Genomic DNA, 19,413 nt, shown 5'->3' on the forward strand with positions numbered 1-19,413 from the left:
GGCGCGTCCGACCCTCCCGATCCCCCCGGCCTGACCGTCGCTCCCCCTCTCGCTCTCGACTCCCCGGACGATCCCCTCGCCCCGCCGCCGTCGCCGCCGTGGGGCCGACGCCGGGTCCTGCTCCTCAACGCCACCTTCGAGCCCCTCACCGCGCTGCCCCTCCGGCGCGCGATCGTGCTGCTGGTCTGCGGCAAGGCCGAGGTGGTCCACGGCGACGCCGCCGGCCTCGTCCTGCACTCGGCCACCGGCTCGGTGGAGGTCCCGTCGGTCATCCGGCTCCGCACCTACGTCCGCGTGCCCTACCGGGCGCGGGTGCCGCTGACGCGGGCCGCGCTCATGCACCGCGACCGGTTCCGGTGCGCCTACTGCGGCGGGCGCGCCGAGACCATCGACCACGTGGTGCCCCGCAGCCGTGGCGGCACGCACACCTGGGAGAACTGCGTCGCGTGCTGCGCGCGGTGCAACCACCGCAAGGCGGACAAGCTGCTCGCCGAGCTCGGGTGGCCCCTGCGCACCATGCCGACCGCGCCCCGCGGGCGGCACTGGCGCCTGCTCGCCGGGCTCGTCGACGCCGACCCGCTCTGGCTGCCCTATCTCGGGGAGACCGCCGCCTGACGCGTCGCCCGGACCGCCGATGCGGCACCATCGGGCAACCGTGAGCGATCTCCACGAGCTGAGCGCCCTCGAGACCGCCGCCGCGGTGCGCCACGGCGACGTCACGGCCCTCGAGGTGGTCGACGCCGCCCTCGCCCGCGCCGAGCGCCTGGGACCCGCCCTGGGCGCGTTCACGGTGCTCACGGCCGAGCGCGCCCGCGCCGCGGCCCGCGCGCTCGACCGTGACGGGGTGGACGGCGCCGGCCCGCTCGCCGGGGTGCCGACGGCCGTCAAGGACCTCACCGCCACCGCCGGCGTCCCGACGGGGCGGGGCTCGGTGATCTACGACGGCTGGGTCCCCGACCGCGACGACGACGTGGTGGGCCTGCTGCGCGGCGCCGGGACGATCAGCATCGGCAAGACCGCGGTGCCCGAGTTCGGGCTGCCCTGCTACACCGAGCCCGCCGTGGGCCCGCCGGCCGTCACCCCGTGGGACCGCTCGCGCTCGGCCGGCGGCTCGTCCGGCGGGGCGGCGGCCGCGGTCGCCGCCGGCATCCTGCCCGTCGCGCACGGCACCGACGGGGGCGGCTCGATCCGGATCCCCGCCTCGGCGTGCGGGCTGGTCGGCCTCAAGACCACCCGCGGGCGCATCCCTGCTGGTCCGGCCGGCGGCGACCCGGCCGGGCTCTCGGTGCACGGCCCGCTCGCGCGCACGGTCGCCGACGCCGCGGCGCTGCTCGACGCGATGGCCGTGACCGCGCCGGGGGAGCCCTTCGTCCCCGCCGCGCCCCCGCGGGGCGGTTTCCTGGGGGCGCTGGCCGGGCCGGCGCCCCGGCGGCGGATCGCGCTGGCCGTGGACGCGCCGCTGGACGGGGTGGCGGTCGACCCCGCGTGCCGCGCCGCCGCCGAGGACGTCGCGACCCTGCTGGCCGAGCTCGGGCACGAGGTCGAGCCGGTCGCGCTCCGGCTGCCCGACGAGGGCGTCGCCGCGTTCCTGACGCTGTGGACGGTGCTCTCGCTCGGCGACCCCGTCGAGCCCGCCGACGAGCCGCGCCTGCAGCCGCTGACGCGGTACCTGCGGGCCCGCGGGCGGGAGGTGACGGGGGCGGCGGCGATGGCCGCGCTCCACACGGTGCAGGTCGTCACGCGCGCCGTCGTCGCCGAGCGCGCGGGCTACGACGCGGTCCTGACGCCGACCGTCGCGCTGCCGCCGCGCCCGCTCGGGTGGTTCACCGAGACCGGCGACCCCGCCGACGACTTCGCGCGCCAGATCGCGTTCACGCCGTGGACCGCCATCGCGAACCTCACCGGCGAGCCCGCGATCTCCCTGCCGCTGGGGTGGTCGGCGGGCCTGCCGCTCGGGGTGGCGCTGCGGGGGCGGCGCGGCGAGGAGTCGGTGCTGCTGGGCCTGGCCGCCGAGCTGGAGGCCGCGCGCCCGTGGCGGGACCGTCGTCCGCCCGAGGGGTGGAACGAGGTGTGAGCGAGCGTCCTACGACGGGACGTCGTGGGAGACGGAGCGCAGCGGGAGCTCGACCCGTCGGGATCGGCGCCGATCCACTACGGTGCTGCGCGTGAGCCCGCTGACCACCTTCCTGCTCTACGGTGTGACCTCCATCGCGGGGATCGCCCTGATCGCGGCCATGACCCTCATCCGCCCGTCGTCGCGCGGCGCGCGCTACCGCTCCGGCGACGCGTGGGACCACGAACCGCTGTGGTGGATGGGCAACCCCCGAGGCTCGGGCGTCGCCGGGCCGACCGTCGAGGCCGTGCCCGCCGGCGCGGCCGCCGAGCACACCGCCCGAGGAGGCGCTCGTGGCACGTGGTGAGGTCGTCCCGGCCGTTCAGGACGCGCCGGGACAGACGACCCGACTGACCAGCGGTCCCGGTGTCCTCGAGGACCCGGTGTACGGCCAGGCGCGCGTCGCCACCGCCTCCGGGCGGATCTCCGAGGCGGCCGACGTGCTCGCCGAGGACTCGCGCACCCCGTTCTCCGCGTCGCAGCTCTCCCGGCTCGACGAGGCGCTGACGCTGGCCTGCCGCGAGACCGGGCTGCTGTTCACCCTGTGGGTGGGCGCGCTCGGCACCCGCTCGCGGGAGCGCGCCGAGGAGCTGCACGCCTCGCTCGGCGACCGCGCCGACGAGGCGATCGTCGTCGCCGTGTCCCCGGGCGAGCGCGTCGTCGAGATCGTCACCGGCGCCGAGTCGAGCCGCCGCATCGACGACCGCGCCGCCAAGCTCGCGGTGATGAGCATGGTCGCCTCCTTCAAGGAGTCCGACCTCGTCGGCGGCATGGTCGAGGGCATCACGATGCTCGCCGACCAGGCCGGCGGCGCCCACTAGCGCATCCGGGGGTACCCGGGCCGCCTGTTCGCGCCATTCGTTCGTGCCCGGGGGCGGCCTCAGCCGCGGTCGAACTCCCGGGCCGCGAGGGCGCGCACGACGCCGGCGCGCCCCTCGGTGACGAGGCGGCGCAGGGCCGGCGGGTGGTCGCCCGCGAGCCAGACGTCGGCGGCCTCGACCGTCGCGGGCTCGACGGCCCAGGACGGGAAGAGGCCCTGCACCATCGGCTGCGCTTGCTCCGACGAGCGGCGCGCCCACACCTCGTCGACGACCGCGAAGTACGTCCCCACGTAGTCGGCGAGCAGCGCCTGCTGCGCCGGGTGCGAGAAGCCCATGATGATCGCCGAGTTGATGGCGTTGGGCAGGGTGTCGTCCTCGACCGCGCGCCGCCAGGCCTCGGCCTTGGCCTCCGGGGTGGGGATCAGCGCGCGGGCCCGCTCGGCCATCCGGCGCCCGGTCGCGGTGTTGTCGCGCGCGTACTCCTCGTCGATCTCCGCCTCGCCCGCGGCGCCGTGGGCCACGAGCGCGTGCAGGAGCCGCCAGCGCAGGTCCGTGTCGACGGTCAGGCCCTCGAGCGGTGCGGACTCCGAGCGCCACCCGGCCAGGGCGTCGAGCGCCTCGGGGGTGAGCACCGAGCCGGCGAGCGCGTTGACGATCGCGAGCTGGTGGTCCGAGCCGGGAGACGCAGCGGAGCGGAGCTCGACCTCGTCGGAAGGCTCGGCGTGGGCGAGCTCGAGCAGGCGGGCCACGAACGTCGGCCACCCCTCGGCGACCGCCCAGGACGGCTCGGCGTACGACGCGAGGGCCGTCTGGGCCTGCAGGAGCAGCCGCTGCACGACGCCGACCTCGGACTCGGCGGCGATGCCTCCGGTGACGAGCGTGACGAAGTCGCGGGCGCGCAGCTCGGCCTCGCGGGTCATCTCCCAGGCCGCCGACCAGCACAGGGTGCGGGGCAGGGGCTCGGCGATGTCGCCGACGCGGTCGATCAGCGTGACCAGCGAGCGCTCGTCGAGTCGCATCGTGCAGTAGGTCAGGTCGTCGTCGTTGACGAGCACGAGCGCGCCGGCCTCGACGCCGATCAGCTCCGGCACCTCGGTGCGCTCGCCGCTGACGTCGAGCTCCACGCGGTGCCGGCGGACGAGCTGGCCCGAGCCCCGCCCGTTCGCTTCCTGGCCGTCGCCGTAGATCCCGACCGCCAGCCGGTGGGTGCGCAGCTCGCCGGCGCCGGGGCGGGCGCCGCCCTGGACGACCTCGAACGCCGTGTACTTCCCGTTCTCGCCCACCGAGAACGACGGCGCGAGCGAGTTGAGCCCCGTGGTGCGCAGCCACTGCGCGCTCCACCCCGACAGGTCGCGGCCCGACGCCTCGGTCAGGGCGCCGAGCAGGTCGTCGAAGGTCGCGTTGCCGTAGGCGTGGCGCGAGAAGTACAGCCGCAGCCCGGACAGGAACTCCTCCTGCCCGACGTAGGAGACGAGCTGCTTGAGCACCGAGGCGCCCTTGGCGTAGGTGATGCCGTCGAAGTTGACCTCGACCGCCTGCAGGTCCGGGATGTCGGCGGCGACGGGGTGGGTCGAGGGCAGCTGGTCCTGGCGGTAGGCCCACGACTTCTCGACGTTGGCGAACGTCGTCCACGCGTTGCGGTACTCGGTGGCCTCGGCCTGGCTGACGACGCTGGCCCACGTCGCGAACGACTCGTTGAGCCACAGGTCGTCCCACCAGCGCATGGTCACGAGGTCGCCGAACCACATGTGCGCCATCTCGTGCAGGACGGTCTCGGCGCGGCGCTCGTAGAGGTAGCGGGTGACGCGGCTGCGGAAGACGTAGTCCTCGAGGAACGTCACCGCGCCGACGTTCTCCATCGCGCCCGCGTTGAACTCGGGCACGAAGAGCTGGTCGTACTTGTCGAAGGGGTAGGGCACCCCGAAGTTGCGGTGGTAGAAGCCGAAGCCCTGCCTGGTCTCGGTGAACAGCCGCTCGGCGTCCATGTACTCGGCGAGGCTCGACCGGCAGTAGATGCCGAGCGGGATCGAGCCGTGCTCGTCGGTGTAGGTGTCGGTCCACTTCGCGTACGGGCCCGCGACCAGCGCCACCAGGTAGGTCGAGATGCGCGGCGTCGGGGTGAACACGTGCCGGGTGACTCCGCCGGCCTCGCTCGCCTCGGCCGCCGCGCCGTTCGCGATGACCTCCCAGCTCGACGGTGCCGTGACTGCGGCGGCGATGGTCGCCTTGAGGTCGGGCTGGTCGAAGCAGGCGAACATCCGCTTCGCGTCCGCCGTCTCGAACTGGCTGTAGAGGTAGACCCCGCCGTCGACGGGGTCGACGAAGCGGTGCAGGCCCTCGCCGGTGTTCATGTAGCGGCAGTCGGCGTCGACGACCAGCTCGTTGTCCGCGGCGAGGTCGGGCAGCGCGAGCCCCTTCTCCTCGTCGTAGTCGGACACGTCGAGCTGCGTGCCGTTGAGCACGGCTGCGCGCACCCCGGCGGCGACGATGTCGATCCAGCTCGACGCGCCGGGCTGCGCGCAGCGGAAGCGCACGGTGGTGATCGACCGGAACGTGGACTCGCCGGGTCCGCCGGTCGCCGGGTCGGTCAGGTCGAGGTCGATGTCGTAGGAGTCGACCTCGAGCAGCTCGGCGCGCGTCGCGGCGTCGTCGCGGGTCAGGTTCGGGGCAGCCACGGCGCCACCCTAGGCCGACCGGGAACATCACGGGCCGTCCCGGGGGTTGGCCCGAGTGAGGACCTCGGAGAAGGGAACCCGACCGTCATGGCAGACAAGACCCGCGTCGACTTCTGGTTCGACCCGCTGTGCCCGTTCGCCTGGATCACGTCGCGCTGGATGCTCGAGGTCGAGAAGGTGCGTGACGTCGAGACGCACTGGCACGTCATGAGCCTGGCCGTGCTGAACGAGGGCAGGGACCTGCCCGAGAACTACGCCGAGATGATGAAGAAGGCGTGGGGTCCCGTCCGGGTCGCGATCGCCGCGGCGCAGCAGAAGGGCGACGACATCCTCGCCCCGCTGTACACCGCGATGGGCACCGAGATCCACAACAACGGCAACAAGGACTTCGACGACGTCATCGCCAAGGCGCTCGACGAGGTCGGTCTCGACAGCTCGCTCGCGCAGGCCGCGCACACCGACGAGTACGACGAGGCCCTGAAGAAGAGCCACCACGAGGGCATGGACCCCGTGGGCATGGACGTCGGCACCCCGGTCATCCACGTCGAGGGCTCGGCGTACTTCGGTCCCGTGCTGACCCGCATCCCCAGGGGCGAGCAGGCCGGCCGGATCTTCGACGGCGCGAAGCTCCTCGCCGGCTACGAATACTTCTACGAGCTCAAGCGCACGCGCGACACCGAGCTCCAGTTCGACTGACCGCCCGGGAGGACCGACGCCGGCGTCACATCGACGCCGGCGCCTCCTTCTGCTGGAGCGCGAACAGGCTGGTGTAGCCGCCCGACCAGTCCGGCGGCACCAGGCACGGCCGCGGGTCGTGGTGCGCCCAGCGCGCCCGCTCGCCGCGCACGACCTCCTCGGCGTGGCTCGAGGGCAGCGGGTTCGCGGTGTACGGGAACGCGTCGGCGGCCTTGTAGACGTTGAGCAGCAGCGGGCGCCCGATCGGCGAGTCGTTGGCCGCCGAGTGGTGCGCCGCGCGGCAGTTGTGGATCGTCACCGAACCCGCGGGGCCGGGCAGGTAGGCGGTCCGGTTCACGTCGAGCCCGGCCGCGTCCTGCGGGTTCAACGCGCCCGCCCACGCGCCGTCGTCGCCGTACAGGTCATACAGCGGCCCGTCGTGGCTGCCGGGCAGGACCCCGAGCGGGCCCTGCTCCATCCCGCAGTCGTACAGGTAGGTCCCGAAGGTCAGCGGCGTGTAGTTGGTGTGCGGCCAGTACTGGATGTCCTGGTGCCACTTCACCTCGGCGCCGCCGCGCGCCCACTTGAAGTTGAGCTTCGAGTGGTGGAAGGCGACGTCGGGACCGACGAGATCCGCGGCGACGTCGGCGAGCACGGAGTCGCGGGCGTAGGCCCAGTAGTCCGGGTGCTGGTCGACGGGGCTCGTGACGCGGCGCAGGCGCGGGGCGTCGGCGGTGTGGTCGGGCTCGAGGTCGAAGACCCGGTCGGACGCGGTGAGCGCCCGGCTGCGCTCGACCATCTCCTCGGTGGCGGCCCGCAGGCGCTCCAGCCACTCCTCGGGGATCAGGCGCTCGAGGAGCAGGTAGCCGTCCGCCCAGTACGACTCACGCTGCTCCTCGGTGAGCACCTTCGCGGGTGTGCGTCGGATGTCGTCGATGAGCATGAGGGGCCTCCACGCTGTGTGTCCGTGCTCACACGGTAGGTCACAGCAGCGGCCACGTCGCCCCGTCGGGCAGGGTGGGGACATGGAGACGACGACCGGGACGGACACGCTGACGCGGCACTGGATCGACGGGGCCTGGCAGGAGGGGTCCGGGTCGATCGCCGTGGTGAACCCGGCGACGGAGCAGACGATCGCGGAGGTGCCCGCCGGCGGCACGGCCGAGGTCGACGCCGCGGTGCTGGCCGCGCGGCACGCGTTCCCGCGGTGGGCGGCGACGCCGCTGGCCGCCCGGGTCGCGATGGTCCTGGCGATCCGCGAGGGCATCAAGGCGCGCAGCGGTGAGATCGCGGCGTCGATCACCGCCGAGATGGGCTCGCCGACGAAGTTCGCCAACTCGGTCCAGGTCGGCATGCCGATGGCGACCTCGAAGGGCGTCGCCGGGCTCGCGGAGTCGTTCCCGTGGACCGAGGAGATCGGCAACTCGCTGGTCGTCCGCGAGCCGGTCGGCGTGGTCGGCGCGGTGACGCCGTGGAACTACCCGCTGCACCAGGTGGTCGCCAAGGTGGCGCCGGCGCTGGTGGCGGGCTGCACGATCGTGCTCAAGCCCAGCGAGGTCGCCCCCCTGACCGCCGGCATCCTCGCCGAGATCACCCGCGAGGCCGGCCTGCCCGCCGGCGTCTTCAACGTCGTGCACGGCACGGGCCCCGGGGCCGGCGAGGCGCTGGCCGCGCACCCGGGCGTCGACATGGTGTCGTTCACCGGGTCGGTGCCCGCGGGCCGGCGGGTGCAGGAGGTCGCCGCCGGCACCGTCAAGCGCGTCGCGCTCGAGCTCGGCGGCAAGTCCGCCAACATCGTCCTCGACGACGCCGACCTCACCCAGGCCGTCAAGCTCGGCCTCGGCAACTGCTTCATCAACGGCGGGCAGACCTGCACCGCCTGGACCCGGCTGCTCGTGCCCCAGTCGCTGCACGACCAGGTCGTGGAGATGGCCGTCGAGCAGGCCGCCAAGTACACGGTGGGCGACCCCACCGAGGAGTCGACCCGCATCGGGCCGATGTCCTCGGAGCGCCAGCGCGAGCGCGTCGAGGGCTACATCACCCAGGGCGTCTCGGAGGGCGCCGAGCTCGTCGTCGGCGGGCCCGGCCGTCCCGAGGGGCTCGACAGCGGCGCGTACGTCCGCCCGACGATCTTTTCCGGCGTGCGCCCGGACGCCACGATCGCCCAGGAGGAGATCTTCGGCCCGGTGCTGTCGGTGATGCCCTACGGCGACGAGGACGAGGCCGTCGAGATCGCCAACGCCACCGTCTACGGGCTCGCCGGCGCGGTGTTCGCGGGGTCGCAGGAGCGCGGCCTCGAGGTCGCGAAGCGCATGCGCACCGGCCAGGTCGACGTCAACGGCGGCGCGTTCAACCCCCTCGCCCCCTTCGGCGGCTACAAGCAGTCGGGCACCGGGCGCGAGCTGGGCCGCTACGGGCTCGAGGAGTTCCTCGAGGTCAAGTCGATCCAGCTCTGAGGACCTCCGCCAGGACACGGGCATGGCTGTGGTCGGTGTCCCTGGTCGCGGTCAGCAGCGTCAGCGGGCCCGTCGTGTCGCGCAGTATCGCGAGCGCCGACGCGGCGGGCTCGACCGCGAGCTCGGCGCGGTAGCGGCGGGCGAACTCGTCGTACTTCGCCGGGTCGTGGGCGAACCACCGGCGCAGCTCGGCGCTGGGCGCCACGTCGCGCAGCCACGCGTCGTGGTCGGCGTCGGCGGCGGCCAGCCCGCGCGGCCAGAGCCGGTCGACGAGCACCCGCGTCCCGTCGTCCTCGGCCCGCTCGTCGCGCACCCGCTTCACCTGCACCCTCATCGTCGGGGATGGTGCCGGACGTGACGACCGAACGGGGCGGCGGGCCGCGCGCACCCGCCGGCGTCGCGGCGCTCGCCGACGCGACCCCGGCCGAGCGCGACCGGCTGGTCGACGGGGTGCGCGCCGCCGCGATCGTGGTCGTGATCCTGTGGCACTGGGTCGGGTCGCTGACCCACCGCGGCCCGGACGGCGTCGTCGTCATGCCGAACCCGGTCGACGCCGTGCCACTCGGGTGGGCGGCGACGTGGGTGCTGCAGGTGATGCCGGCCTTCTTCGTCGTCGGCGGCTTCGCGCACCTGGCCGGCTGGGACGCCGCCGGTCGCCGCGCCGGTCCGTTCTACCGGCGGCGGGCGCGGCGCCTGCTCGCACCGGTGGCGGTGTGGGTCGTCCTGTGGGCGGCGGTCGAGCTGGTCGCGACGCTCGCCGGGTCGGCGACGCCGCTGGTGGCGTGGTTCCCGGGGGTCCTGACGCCGCTGTGGTTCCTCGGGGTCTACGCGCTGGTCACCGCCCTCGTGCCGGTGACGGCGACGTGGCACCGGCGCGCCCCGGCGGGGACCCTCGGCGCGCTGCTGCTCGCGATGGTGGTGGCCGAGACGCTGCGCTCCGTCGTCGCGCTGCCCGTCCTCGGTGCCGTGTCGTCGGGGCTGGTCTGGCTGCTCGTCCACCAGCTCGGCTACCTCTGGCGCGACCACGGCCGGGTCCCGCCCGGTGTGGCGCTGGCGGTCGCCGGTGGGGGGCTCGGGTCGCTCGTGGTGGTGACGGGCGTGCTCGGCTACCCGCGGTCGATGGTGGGCGCGAACCTGTGGCCGACGACGCCGGCGATCGTCGCGCTGGCCGTCCTGCAGCTCGGCCTCGTGGCGCTCCTCGCCCCGGCGGCGGACCGCCTGCTGCGCCGGCGCCGACCCTGGCGGTGCGTCGTGGCGGTCAACGCGACGGCGATGACGCTGTTCGTGTGGCACATGACGGCGTTCGCCGCGGTGTTCCTCGTGGTGGAGCGCCTCGGCGCCGCGCCGGGCGGGGTGCCGGACGCCGGCTGGGTGCTGGCCCGCCCGTTCTGGCTGCTGGCTCCGGCGCTGGTGCTCGTCGGGCTCGTCGCCGTGTTCCGACGGGCCGAGCTGCGGTAGGGGTCAGGGCACCGCGCGCCACAGGACCTGCTGCAGGTCGTCCAACCAGCGCCGGTACGACTGACCCGACGACGGCGGGTGGTACTCCAGGCCGAGGGACTCGGCGGCGGCCCGCGTGGCGTCCTCGGTGGGGAAGCGCTCGAGCAGCTGCTGCGCCTGGCCCGCCGCCGCCCACACGTCGTCGCGCGGCCACTGCTGCGCGAACGCGGCGAGCCCGCCCTCGACCGACCCGTGGTCGTCGCCCACGTCCTGGTGCAGGTAGCCGGTGAACACCCCCGCGAGCGCCTGCCACTCCGGTGCCGTCGGGTCGGCGCCGTCGACCCGACGCCAGGGCACCGGGTAGGCGGTGTGCACGTGGAAGCCCTCGGACATGGTCGGGTCCCGACGCAGCACGACGAGCGAGGCCGTGACCTCGACGATGTCGGCGGCGGTCTCCGCCCACTTGGGCACGTGGCGCCCCGTGACGGTGCCGTGGTCCCACGTCACGCCGAGCGTCGGGCGCGCGGTGGCGAGCCACGCCCGGATGACGGCGTCGTTGCCGGCCAGATTGTCGGCGACGCACCGCTCGGCCACCTCGCGGTCGGTGAAGCTCGACGACTCGATCGACCGCCCGGACGCCGCGACGTCCTGCCTCCCGGGCTGCCAGCCCCAGGCGATGCCGTCGAGGTCGATGCGGGGGTTGGTCACGACTCGGGTCCTTCGATGGACGGGCGCGGACGACCGCGACGCTCGTTGAGCCGGGTCGGGCGCTGTGGGTTTCGGAGGACCCGTTCGAGCTCGGCGAGCCAGTCACGGATGCTCCACCCCGCGGCCTCGGGATGGTAGTCACGCCCGAGGGGCTCCAGGGCACGCAGCGTGTCGGCATCGTCCGTCGTGCCGTCCAGGACTCTGCGTACCTCGTCCGCGGCGCTGAGGCGCTGCGCCTTCGAGGCGTCGCCGCAGAAGGCGAGCACGGTGTCCTCCGGCGGGCCCCAGATGTCCTCGAAGTCCTGGTTGAAGTAGGCCACCAGCAGAGTGCGCAGCTCAACCCACTCAGCAGCTTCTCTATCGATCTTCACAAGGCTCCTCACTAGGGGCGCGGGTAGGAGGTCAGGATGCGATAGCCGTCGGGCATCGACGTATCGCGAAGCAACACGATGCGTGATGTCGTGGCGTCGGTGATGTCGTGCAGACCGGTGGCGGTGACGGGTGAGAAGCGACCAATGACCTCTCCATGCGCGTACTCGAACTCCTTCGGCAAGGTCGGCGGTGGAGTCGATTGCAGCCACTGCTCGATCGCGGCCCGATTGGCGACAGCGTTCTCGTGGATCCGCTGCTCAGCTGTCGGCCTGTCCGTGTAGGTCGAGGCCTCGATCGGGTCGTGTGCCCGTGCCTGGCGGTCCAGCAGTTCTTGATCTGTGGCTCCGACGTGGGCCTTGCGCGGGGAGAGCGTGTGGCCGCCCGCCGCCTGGTGGCTCGCGAGCCCTCCGTTCGGGGCGATGGGTGTGTGGTCGCTCGGACTTGGATCGGGCGCCAGGTCGCCGAGGCGTCCGAGTTTCGTGAGCCCCTTGCCGCCCAGGGCGGCGGCGATGACGCCGGGGCTGCGGCCGATGGCCTCGTCCAGGCCGCCGGTCCGGTACGAGTCGACGACCGGCGCGACGGTGCCCTGGACGATCGTCCCGACGGCGCCGAGCGGGTCGGTCACGGCAGCTTGGGTGGTCTCCCAGGTCCTCGCCCAGGTGGCCCCGACGTCGTCGCCGAAGACGTTGACGTGGTCGACGACCCCGCCGACGGTGTCGGTGACCTCGTCGACCACGTCCCCGCCGGCCTTGACCAGCCCGTCCCACGCGTTGCCGTCGGGCGGGCGCGCCGGGGCCGCGAGGAGGCCCGCCAGGCCCGCGCCGGCCGCGTCCAGGGCGCGCGCCGCGACCTCCGCCGCGCCCCGCGCACGGTCCTCCGCGGACAGCATGATCGCGGTGCCGTCCTGGACCGCGAGGCGCCCGGACTCGCGGGCGGCGTCGGCCGGGGCGCCCGAGCCGACACCGACCAGCAGCGCCCGGCCCTGCACCGCCATCCGCTCGCCCTCGAGCCAGTCCTGCTGCGCCCGGCGGAGCTCGGCCGCGAACACCCGCAGCGGCTCGGCGGCGGCGCGCACGGCGTCGGCGGCGGTGCGGGCGCCCGTGGCGGCGGTCCCGACGGTCGTCGCCGCGAGCACCGCGGCGCTCCCGGACCACGCCACGGTCGCGCTGCGCCCGTGAGCGTCCACCGCTCCGCCGACCGCAACGAGGTCCTGCGCGGACCGGGCGAGGGCGTCCGCGGCGGCCTCGACCGCGGCCGGGTCGCCGGGGAGGCCGGGCATCAGCGCCCGCCCAGCCCGGGCAGCAGGACGGGTGGTGCTCCCGGAGCCGCCGGTCCGCCCAGCCCGCCCGCGACGCCCTCGTCGCCGGTGCGGTACGTGGCCGCCGAGGCCTCGAGCGACGCGGCCGCGTCGGTGATCCGCGTCGACACGGTGCCACCCGCGCCGTCGAGCGCCTGGCCGAGCCGGGACGCTGCCGTCGCCAGCGGTTCGGTGCCGCAGGCCCCGGACGCCGAGGCGATGGCCGCCGAGGCCGCGCGGCATGCCGCCACGAGCTCGCCGGCGTCCCCGCGCAGTGCCGCCGCGCCCGCCCGCAGCTCCTCGGGGCGGACGTCGAACCCCTCGCCCGGTGCGGTCACGCGGCCCCCGTCCGATCGCTCCTCGGATCGGATGCTGGCAGGGATGCGGGTGGCGCCGAGGGCGTTTCGCGGAAGTCGGGGATCCGGGTGCGGGCTGCTCGCCGCATCGATCTCTCGAGGGTGTCACCGGTGCACTCGCCGCACCGGCGACACCAGCGGCACTCTCGAGAGATCGTCCTGGCGAGCTACCCCGCGTCCGCGCGCACGTCGAGCCCGAAGTGTTCGACGAGCCAGTCGACGCACTCGTGGATGAAGCGCACGCGGTTCTCGGTGCGCTGGATCTCGTGGCCCTCGTCGTCGAAGAGCAGGTAGCGCACGGGCACGCCGGCGGCCTTGGCGCCGTGGACGGCGAGCTCGGCCTCGTGGACGGGCACGTTGGTGTCCCACCTGCCGTGCACGACGAGCAGGGGCGCGCGCAGGTGCTCCATGCGGTGCACGGGAGAGAGCTCGCGCAGCAGGTTGCGGTCGTGGATCGGGTGGCCGTACTCGCCGACCGCGGCGTCGGCGATCCACGGCTCGGTGCGGGCGAAGAACGTCTCGAAGTCGGCCATGCCGCACACGTCGATGCCGACGGCGAAGAGCTCGGGGTGGTTCACGAGGGCGGCGAGGGTCAGGTAGCCGCCGTACGACCGGCCCATCACCGCGACGCGGTCCGGGTCGGCGACGCCGGACTCGACGAGGTGCTCGACGCACGTCGCCACGTCGCGGATCGCCGCGAAGCGCCCGGCGCCGTTGTCGGCGTTGACGAACGAGCGCCCGAAGCCCGACGAGCCGCGCACGTTGGCGGCGTAGACGGCGACGCCGCGCGCGAGCAGGTGCTGGTAGAGCGGCGTGAACACCGGGCGCTCCTGCGCCTCGGGCCCGCCGTGCAGGTAGATCACGGTGGGGAAGGGGCCCGCCTGCCCGCGCGGCCGGTAGAGCCAGCCGGGCAGGCGCAGGCCGTCGGGGGTACTGACGACCTCGAGCGTCGGGTGCACGAGCTGGCCCGCCGCCCAGCGCGGCTCCTCCTGCGGGCAGATCAGGGCCGTCGTGTCCGACGACAGCTCGTGGCACCACACGGCGGCCGGGACCTCGGGCGACTGGATGCCCATGACCAGCGAGTCGCCGTCGTGGCTGAAGATCGCGCTGACGACGACGTCGCCGGGCGGGGCGTACGACGAGCACTTGCCCGAGCCGAGGTCGAGCAGGTCGACCTCGCTGCGCCCCTCCACGTTCCACACGAGCGCGGCGAGCCCGGCGTCCTCGGTGAGCGCGAACCGCTCGAGCTCAGCGTCGGTGCGCTCGGCGAGCACCTCCGGGGTCATGGGGCTCGCGTCGGTGGCGACGTCGACGGCCACGAGCGCGGCCCGTTCGCGGCCGCCGTCGGTGAGCAGCAGCATCTTCGTGCCGTCGGGGGTGAAGCGGCCGGCGACGACGCTGGAGTCGCGGGTGATCGCGACGGGGTGCTCGACGGCGCCGGGCGGGCCGCCGGGGCCGCGCTGAACGTCGATCTCGTGCCAGCCCTCGGTGCCGTCGAGGTCGACGATGCCGACGTGGCGGGACCCGCGGCGGCCGCGGCGCAGCAGCACGCGGCGCCGGTCGCGGCTCACGTCGAGGATCTGCAGGGCGTGCCCGGAGCCCAGGCGCTGGCGCTGCCCGCTGTCGGCGTCGACCAGCCACGCCGTCGTCGTCTCGGTGTCCGACTCGGTGATCGCGAGGACCGAGCCGGTGTGCGTGAAGCGGTCGAGGGTGACCGCGCCCCGGTCGTCGTCGCCGACCCCCCGGACGGGCCGCAGGTCGGTGCCGTCGGGGCGCACGATCGCGACCTGGGTGCGCTCGCCGCCGTCGGGGGCGGTCTCGACCGCGAGCCAGGCGCCGTCGGGGGACCAGCGGACGGTCGAGACGAGGTCGTCACCCGTGTCGAGCGACCACTCCTCGCCGGTGGCGCGGCGGTGCATGCGGACCTGCGGCCGGCCGTCCCCGTCCCAGACGAACGCGATCGTCGTCCCGTCCGGGGAGGGGCTCGGCGACCAGCAACGCGTCGCGCTGATCCACTCGTCCACGGCCCGCACGCTACCTACGTGATGCCGTGGGCCTGCAGCCACATCTCCAGCAGTGCGACCTGCCACAGGGCGTTGGCGCCGAGGTTGGTGCGCCCCGAGTTGGGGTTGTCGAGCATCTGCGCGACGGCGTCGGCCCGGAAGAGCCCGCGGGAGGTGGCAGCGGGGTCGGTGAGGGCGCCCCGCACGCGCTCGAGGACCGGCCCGGAGAGCTGGCGGATCGCCGGGACCGGGAAGTAGCCCTTCTTCCGGTCGATGATCTCGTCGGGCAGCACCCCGCGGGCCGCGGCCTTGAGCACGCCCTTGCCGCCGTCGGCGAGCTTGTACTCGGGCGGGCAGGCGCCCATCGTCTCGACGAACTCGTGGTCGAGGAACGGCACGCGCGCCTCGAGGCCCCACGCCATCGTCATGTTGTCGACGCGCTTCACGGGGTCGTCGACGAGCATGATCGTGGTGTCGAGGCGCAGTGCCGCGTCCACGGCCGAGTCGGCGCCGGGCCGGCCGAAGTGCTTCGCGACGAACGCCCGGCTGACGTCGTCGTCCACGAGCGCCTCGGGCGTGAGGAGCTGGGCGACCTCGCTGTGCGGGCGGTCGAAGAACGCCTTCTCGTACGCGTCGAGCGCGCCGTCGCGCGGCACCCCGGCCAGCGGCGGGTACCAGTCGTAGCCGCCGAGGATCTCGTCGGCGCCCTGGCCGGACTGCACCACCTTGATCGACCTCGAGACCTCGCGCGAGAGCAGGTAGAAGGCGACGACGTCGTGGCTGACCATGGGCTCGGCCATCGCCGCGACCGCGCCCGCGAGCGCGTCGTCCGTCTCGTGCTTGGCGACCTTGAACCGCGTGTGGTCGGTGCCGTAGGTCTTCGCGACCAGGTCGGAGTAGTCGAACTCGTCGCCGGTCTCGCCCGCCTCGGCCTCGAACCCGATCGAGAACGTCTTGAGGTCGGACTGCCCCATCTCGGCGAGCAGGGCCACGACGATCGACGAGTCGATGCCGCCGGAGAGCAGCACGCCGACGGGGACGTCGGCGACCATCCGGCGCTCGACGGCGGTGCGCAGCGACGCCAGCGCGGTCTGCGCCCACTCCTTCTGAGACTTCTCGCCGTTCCGCGTGAACGTCGGCTGCCAGTAGAGCCAGTCGTCGGTGCCGCCGTCGGGGGAGACCGTGCGGATCGTGGCCGGCGGCAGCTTGCGGACGCCCTGCAGGATCGTGCGCGGCGCGGGGACCACCGAGTGGAAGCTCATGTAGTGGTGCAGGGCCACGCGGTCGACGTCGGTGTTGAGCCCGCCGCCCGCGAGCAGCGCGGGCAGCGAGGACGCGAAGCGCAGCGCGCCGGGGACCTGCGCGACGTAGAGCGGCTTGATCCCCAGGCGGTCGCGACCGAGGACGAGCTCACCGGTGCGGCGGTCGGCCACGGCGAACGCGAACATGCCCTTGAAGCGCTCGACGCAGGCCTTGCCCCAGCGGTGGAAGGCCTTGAGCAGCACCTCGGTGTCCGAGGTGGAGAAGAACCGGTAGCCCTGGGCGTGCAGCTCCTCGCGGAGCTCCTTGTAGTTGTAGATGATCCCGTTGAAGACGGCGGTCAGGCCGAGGTCGCTGTCGACCATCGGCTGGGCGCCCGCCTCGGACAGGTCGATGATCTTGAGCCGCTGGTGGGCGAGGGCCAGCGGCCCGTGCCCCACGACGCCCCAGCCGTCGGGCCCGCGGGGCTCGAGGACCTGGGCCATGTCCAGCACCGTCGCGACCTCGGCCGCGCGGCCGTCGAATCGGAACTCACCGGCGATGCCGCACACGTGTGGCCTCCTCGGTCGTGATCAGCGCAGGATCCAGGTGTCCTTCGAGCCCCCGCCCCGCGAGGAGTTGACCACGAGGGAGTCGGCGGGCGCGACACGGGTGAGCGGCGTCGGCAGCACCGTCGGGGTCGGTGCGAGGACCACGAACGCCCGCAGGTCGACCACTCTCGGCTCGAGCGCCGTGCCGGTGAACGTCGGGTGCGTGGAGATCCGGATCGTCTCCTGCGCGACGAAGCTCGCGGGGTCCGCGCGCACCGCGGCGGCCGCCGCCTCGAGCTCCGCGGCGTCCGCGTGGGGGCCGACGACGATGCCCTGCCCGCCGTAGCCGTCGACGGGCTTGAGCACCAGCTCGTCGAGGTGGGCCAGGACGTGGTCGCGCTGGTCGGGATCGGCGCACGACCAGGTCGGGACGGCCGCGAGGGTCGCCTTCTCGCCCAGGTAGTACTCGGTGAGCGCCGAGACGTAGGGGTAGACGCCCTTGTCGTCGACGAGGCCGTTGCCCGGCGCGTTGGCGAGCGTCAGGCGGCCCGTGCGCACGGCCTCCTGCACGGGTCCGCCGAGCGGGACGCCGGACGCGTCGGTGGCGGCGAAGAGGACCTCCTCGTCGATGCGCCGGTAGAGGACGTCGACGGGCCGCCCGGTCGCGGCGATCGTGATCATCCCGGCAGCCGCGCGGAGCTCGCCGGGCGTGAGCAGCGGCACGCGCATCTCCTCGGCGAGCATGCGGTGCTCGAAGTGGGCCGCGTCGCTCGGTCCTTCGGTGACGACGGCGAGCACCGGGTTCTCGCCGGCCGCGGGCGGGGCGCACGCGAGCAGCGCCTCGCGCAGCATCGCCGGGCCCTCGTCGGCGTCGAGCACCCCGTCCGGGGCCTGGAGCTCGGGCAGGACGCTGCGCACCACGCGGCGGTCGGCCATCGCGAAGCCGATGCCCGAGGGGATGCGCAGGTTGTCCTCGAGGACCTTCCACTCGCCCTCGGCGTCGCAGACGAGGTCGAGCCCGCTGACCAGGGCCCGCACCGATCCGGGGTGCAGGTTCATCGCGGCCTCGTGCGGGCGGGGGATCCAGCGCAGCGCGGACTCGGGCAGGACGCCGTCGTGCAGGCACGCGCGCTCGCCGTGGAGGTCCTGCAGCAGGGCCTCGCAGGTCCGGGCGCGCTGGACGAGCCCCTCGGACAGGGTCGCCCACTCGCCGGGCCGGATCAGGCGCGGGACGAGGTCGAGGGGGAAGAGCCGCTCGGCGTCGTCCTCCTGGGGGAAGAACATGGCGCGGGCGCGCTGCTCCGCGTCACGGCTCTTCTCGTGGACGAGCAGCCCGGACGGCCCGATCCGCTCAAGTGTCGAGACCAGCCACGAGTACGCCGGACGCACCGTGCCGTCCTCCGCGACGGCCTCGTCGTACCCGCGCGGCGCGTAGCCGGCGAGCAGCACCGGGGCGACGGTCGTGCCGACCGGGGCGTCGACGGGGGAGTCCGGGGCGCCGCGGGTCTCGGCGACGAGCATGTCGACGACGGCCTCGAGCCCGCCGCTGCGGTTGGCGCGCTGGCGCTGGCGGGCCGCCGAGCTGCCGCGGGCGAGCGCCTCGAGCGCCAGTTCCTCGACGACCGCGCGGTCACCGGCCTCGTCGAGGTCGTCGGCGAGGTGCTCGAGCATGAGGCGCACCGCCCTCGACGGCGGCACGAGCTCGCGGCCCGGCACGTCGACGAGGTCGCCCTCGAGGCCCGAGCGCGCGGCCCGCCAGCTCGCCGCGCGCAGCAGCTCGGGGCGGTAGCGGGGTGTGGGGCGCCCGTCGACGTGGGCGCGGACCCCGTGACGCACCAGCGCCCGCGCCAGGCCCGCGATGAGCACGACGCCGTCGACGCTCGGGCCGGCGTCGCAGATGCGGACCTCGACCGTGTCCTGGTGCGCCGAGGGCCGCATGTCGAAATAGACCATGCCCGGGTCGGACATCGTCCCGGAGGCGAGCAGGTCGCCGATGAGCGCGTCGTACTCGGCGGCGTCGCGCAGGGGCGCCGGGGGGCCGGCGGTGGGCCAGCGGTGCCAGGCGAGCGTGCGGCTGCTGGCGTAGCCGGTGTCCTCGCTCTTCCAGAACGGCGAGCTGGCCGAGAGCGCGAGCAGCACCGGCAGCCACGGCCCGCTGTGCTGCATCACGGCGATCGCCGCGTCGCGGTCGGGGACGTCGACGTGCACCTGGGTGCCGCAGATCTGCTGCTCGAACGCCAGCATCTGGTACTCGTCGCGCATCCGCTCGTAGCGCGGCGAGGGCGTGATCTGCTGCGACGACCCGTCGATCAGGGGCACGCTGCCGGCGCCGACCACGCCCAGGCCCCGCGCGTCGGCGATGTGGGCGAGCATCCCGCGCAGGCGCACCAGGTCGGTGCGCAGGTCGGAGAGGTCCGCCGTGGGCCGCGAGTTCGTCTCGATGATCGAGGGCTTGAGCTCGGCGGCGAACGCCTCGCCGTCGAGCGACTGCAGCTCGTCGAGGAGCTCGGGCACCCGCGGCACGGCGGACCGTGTCTCGAGGTCGACGAGGTGGAACTCCTCCTCCACCCCCAGGACGACGTCGCGGGCGGGCGTCAGTGACATGGGCGTCAAGGTAGGGGTGACGTGTCACAGCAGTGTTTCTCAGGTCCTGATCGTGGGCCTCGTCGCGTCGTGCCGCCCACCTCATCGATGGTCGGGCACTCGCTGC

The 19,413-nt window shown here is 74.2% G+C and carries 17 protein-coding genes; 7 read left to right on the forward strand and 10 right to left on the reverse strand.

All coding sequences use genetic code 11. The annotated features are described in order from the left end of the window. Positions 1-117: 117 nt before the first annotated feature. From PHK61_RS27020 to PHK61_RS27035, 4 genes are all read left to right on the forward strand, one after another. The gene (locus PHK61_RS27020) at positions 118-615 is read left to right on the forward strand and encodes an HNH endonuclease (RefSeq protein ID WP_420791444.1); all 498 of its coding nucleotides are present in this window, start codon (positions 118-120) and stop codon (positions 613-615) included. Between the two features lie 40 nt (positions 616-655). After that, the gene (locus PHK61_RS27025; RefSeq protein ID WP_274284127.1) at positions 656-2,074 is read left to right on the forward strand and encodes an amidase; all 1,419 of its coding nucleotides are present in this window, start codon (positions 656-658) and stop codon (positions 2,072-2,074) included. A gap of 91 nt (positions 2,075-2,165) precedes the next feature. Then, positions 2,166-2,420, forward strand: a complete 255-nt coding sequence (gene ctaJ / locus PHK61_RS27030; RefSeq protein WP_274284128.1) for an aa3-type cytochrome oxidase subunit CtaJ — start codon at positions 2,166-2,168, stop codon at positions 2,418-2,420. After that, on the forward strand, positions 2,407-2,934 hold the full coding sequence (locus PHK61_RS27035; RefSeq protein WP_274284129.1) for a DUF5130 family protein: 528 nt from the start codon (positions 2,407-2,409) through the stop codon (positions 2,932-2,934). The genes ctaJ and PHK61_RS27035 overlap by 14 nt, the downstream gene beginning before the upstream one ends. Before the next feature lie 59 nt (positions 2,935-2,993). On the opposite strand, the gene pepN is transcribed toward PHK61_RS27035, so the two are convergent. After that, entirely contained in the window at positions 2,994-5,609 is a 2,616-nt protein-coding gene (pepN, locus tag PHK61_RS27040) for an aminopeptidase N (protein WP_274284130.1), read from the reverse strand. 87 nt (positions 5,610-5,696) lie between these two features. On the opposite strand from pepN, the gene PHK61_RS27045 reads away from it, so the two are divergent. Continuing rightward, a complete protein-coding gene (locus PHK61_RS27045) occupies positions 5,697-6,305 on the forward strand; it encodes a mycothiol-dependent nitroreductase Rv2466c family protein (protein ID WP_274284131.1) in 609 nt (202 codons plus the stop codon). A 25-nt stretch (positions 6,306-6,330) separates the two neighbouring features. On the opposite strand, the gene PHK61_RS27050 is transcribed toward PHK61_RS27045, so the two are convergent. Further along, positions 6,331-7,227: a phytanoyl-CoA dioxygenase family protein gene (locus tag PHK61_RS27050; protein WP_274284132.1), complete on the reverse strand. Its 897-nt coding sequence runs from the start codon at positions 7,225-7,227 to the stop codon at positions 6,331-6,333. 82 nt (positions 7,228-7,309) lie between these two features. Here PHK61_RS27050 and PHK61_RS27055 point away from each other — a divergent pair, with 82 nt between their 5' ends. Further along, positions 7,310-8,740, forward strand: coding sequence for an aldehyde dehydrogenase family protein (locus PHK61_RS27055; RefSeq protein ID WP_274284133.1), 1,431 nt, complete (start codon positions 7,310-7,312; stop codon positions 8,738-8,740). On the opposite strand, the gene PHK61_RS27060 is transcribed toward PHK61_RS27055, so the two are convergent. After that, positions 8,721-9,074 (reverse strand): DUF488 domain-containing protein, encoded by a 354-nt coding sequence (locus PHK61_RS27060; protein ID WP_274284134.1) that lies wholly within the window; start codon positions 9,072-9,074, stop codon positions 8,721-8,723. The two genes, PHK61_RS27055 and PHK61_RS27060, sit on opposite strands and share 20 nt — an antisense overlap. 20 nt (positions 9,075-9,094) lie before the next feature. Here PHK61_RS27060 and PHK61_RS27065 point away from each other — a divergent pair, with 20 nt between their 5' ends. Then, positions 9,095-10,198: an acyltransferase family protein gene (locus PHK61_RS27065; protein WP_274284135.1), complete on the forward strand. Its 1,104-nt coding sequence runs from the start codon at positions 9,095-9,097 to the stop codon at positions 10,196-10,198. Between the two features lie 3 nt (positions 10,199-10,201). Here the strand turns inward: PHK61_RS27065 and PHK61_RS27070 are convergent, their stop codons facing one another. The 7 genes from PHK61_RS27070 to PHK61_RS27100 all read right to left on the reverse strand — a co-directional run bounded on the left by PHK61_RS27070 (position 10,202) and on the right by PHK61_RS27100 (position 19,307). Then, a complete protein-coding gene (locus PHK61_RS27070; protein ID WP_274284136.1) occupies positions 10,202-10,885 on the reverse strand; it encodes a contact-dependent growth inhibition system immunity protein in 684 nt (227 codons plus the stop codon). After that, the gene (locus tag PHK61_RS27075; protein WP_274284137.1) at positions 10,882-11,256 is read right to left on the reverse strand and encodes a contact-dependent growth inhibition system immunity protein; all 375 of its coding nucleotides are present in this window, start codon (positions 11,254-11,256) and stop codon (positions 10,882-10,884) included. The genes PHK61_RS27070 and PHK61_RS27075 overlap by 4 nt, the downstream gene beginning before the upstream one ends. A gap of 11 nt (positions 11,257-11,267) precedes the next feature. Beyond that, entirely contained in the window at positions 11,268-12,536 is a 1,269-nt protein-coding gene (locus PHK61_RS27080) for an RNase A-like domain-containing protein (RefSeq protein ID WP_274284138.1), read from the reverse strand. Then, the gene (locus tag PHK61_RS27085; protein ID WP_274284139.1) at positions 12,536-12,892 is read right to left on the reverse strand and encodes a type VII secretion target; all 357 of its coding nucleotides are present in this window, start codon (positions 12,890-12,892) and stop codon (positions 12,536-12,538) included. The genes PHK61_RS27080 and PHK61_RS27085 overlap by 1 nt, the downstream gene beginning before the upstream one ends. Positions 12,893-13,077: 185 nt before the next feature. Beyond that, positions 13,078-14,934 carry a prolyl oligopeptidase family serine peptidase gene (locus PHK61_RS27090; RefSeq protein WP_274284140.1) on the reverse strand — a complete coding sequence of 619 codons (1,857 nt, stop codon included), beginning with the start codon at positions 14,932-14,934 and terminating at the stop codon, positions 13,078-13,080. 14 nt (positions 14,935-14,948) lie between these two features. Continuing rightward, on the reverse strand, positions 14,949-16,724 hold the full coding sequence (locus PHK61_RS27095; RefSeq protein WP_274284141.1) for an N-acetylglutaminylglutamine amidotransferase: 1,776 nt from the start codon (positions 16,722-16,724) through the stop codon (positions 14,949-14,951). Between the two features lie 21 nt (positions 16,725-16,745). Next, positions 16,746-19,307, reverse strand: coding sequence for a glutamate--cysteine ligase (locus tag PHK61_RS27100; RefSeq protein WP_274284142.1), 2,562 nt, complete (start codon positions 19,305-19,307; stop codon positions 16,746-16,748). Positions 19,308-19,413 lie beyond the last annotated feature (106 nt).

Source organism: Actinomycetospora lutea (genome assembly GCF_028737205.1).
In the GTDB taxonomy this organism is placed as follows: Bacteria; Actinomycetota; Actinomycetes; order Mycobacteriales; family Pseudonocardiaceae; genus Actinomycetospora; species Actinomycetospora lutea.

What these genes read in the sequence shown, in the direction of transcription:
- PHK61_RS27045 (WP_274284131.1), top strand. Translation starts at nt 5,697, where the DNA reads ATGGCAGACAAGACCCGCGTCGACTTCTGGTTCGACCCGCTGTGCCCG.
- PHK61_RS27050 (WP_274284132.1), bottom strand. Translation starts at nt 7,227, where the DNA reads ATGCTCATCGACGACATCCGACGCACACCCGCGAAGGTGCTCACCGAG.
- PHK61_RS27055 (WP_274284133.1), top strand. Translation starts at nt 7,310, where the DNA reads ATGGAGACGACGACCGGGACGGACACGCTGACGCGGCACTGGATCGAC.
- PHK61_RS27060 (WP_274284134.1), bottom strand. Translation starts at nt 9,074, where the DNA reads ATGAGGGTGCAGGTGAAGCGGGTGCGCGACGAGCGGGCCGAGGACGAC.
- PHK61_RS27080 (WP_274284138.1), bottom strand. Translation starts at nt 12,536, where the DNA reads ATGCCCGGCCTCCCCGGCGACCCGGCCGCGGTCGAGGCCGCCGCGGAC.
- PHK61_RS27100 (WP_274284142.1), bottom strand. Translation starts at nt 19,307, where the DNA reads ATGTCACTGACGCCCGCCCGCGACGTCGTCCTGGGGGTGGAGGAGGAG.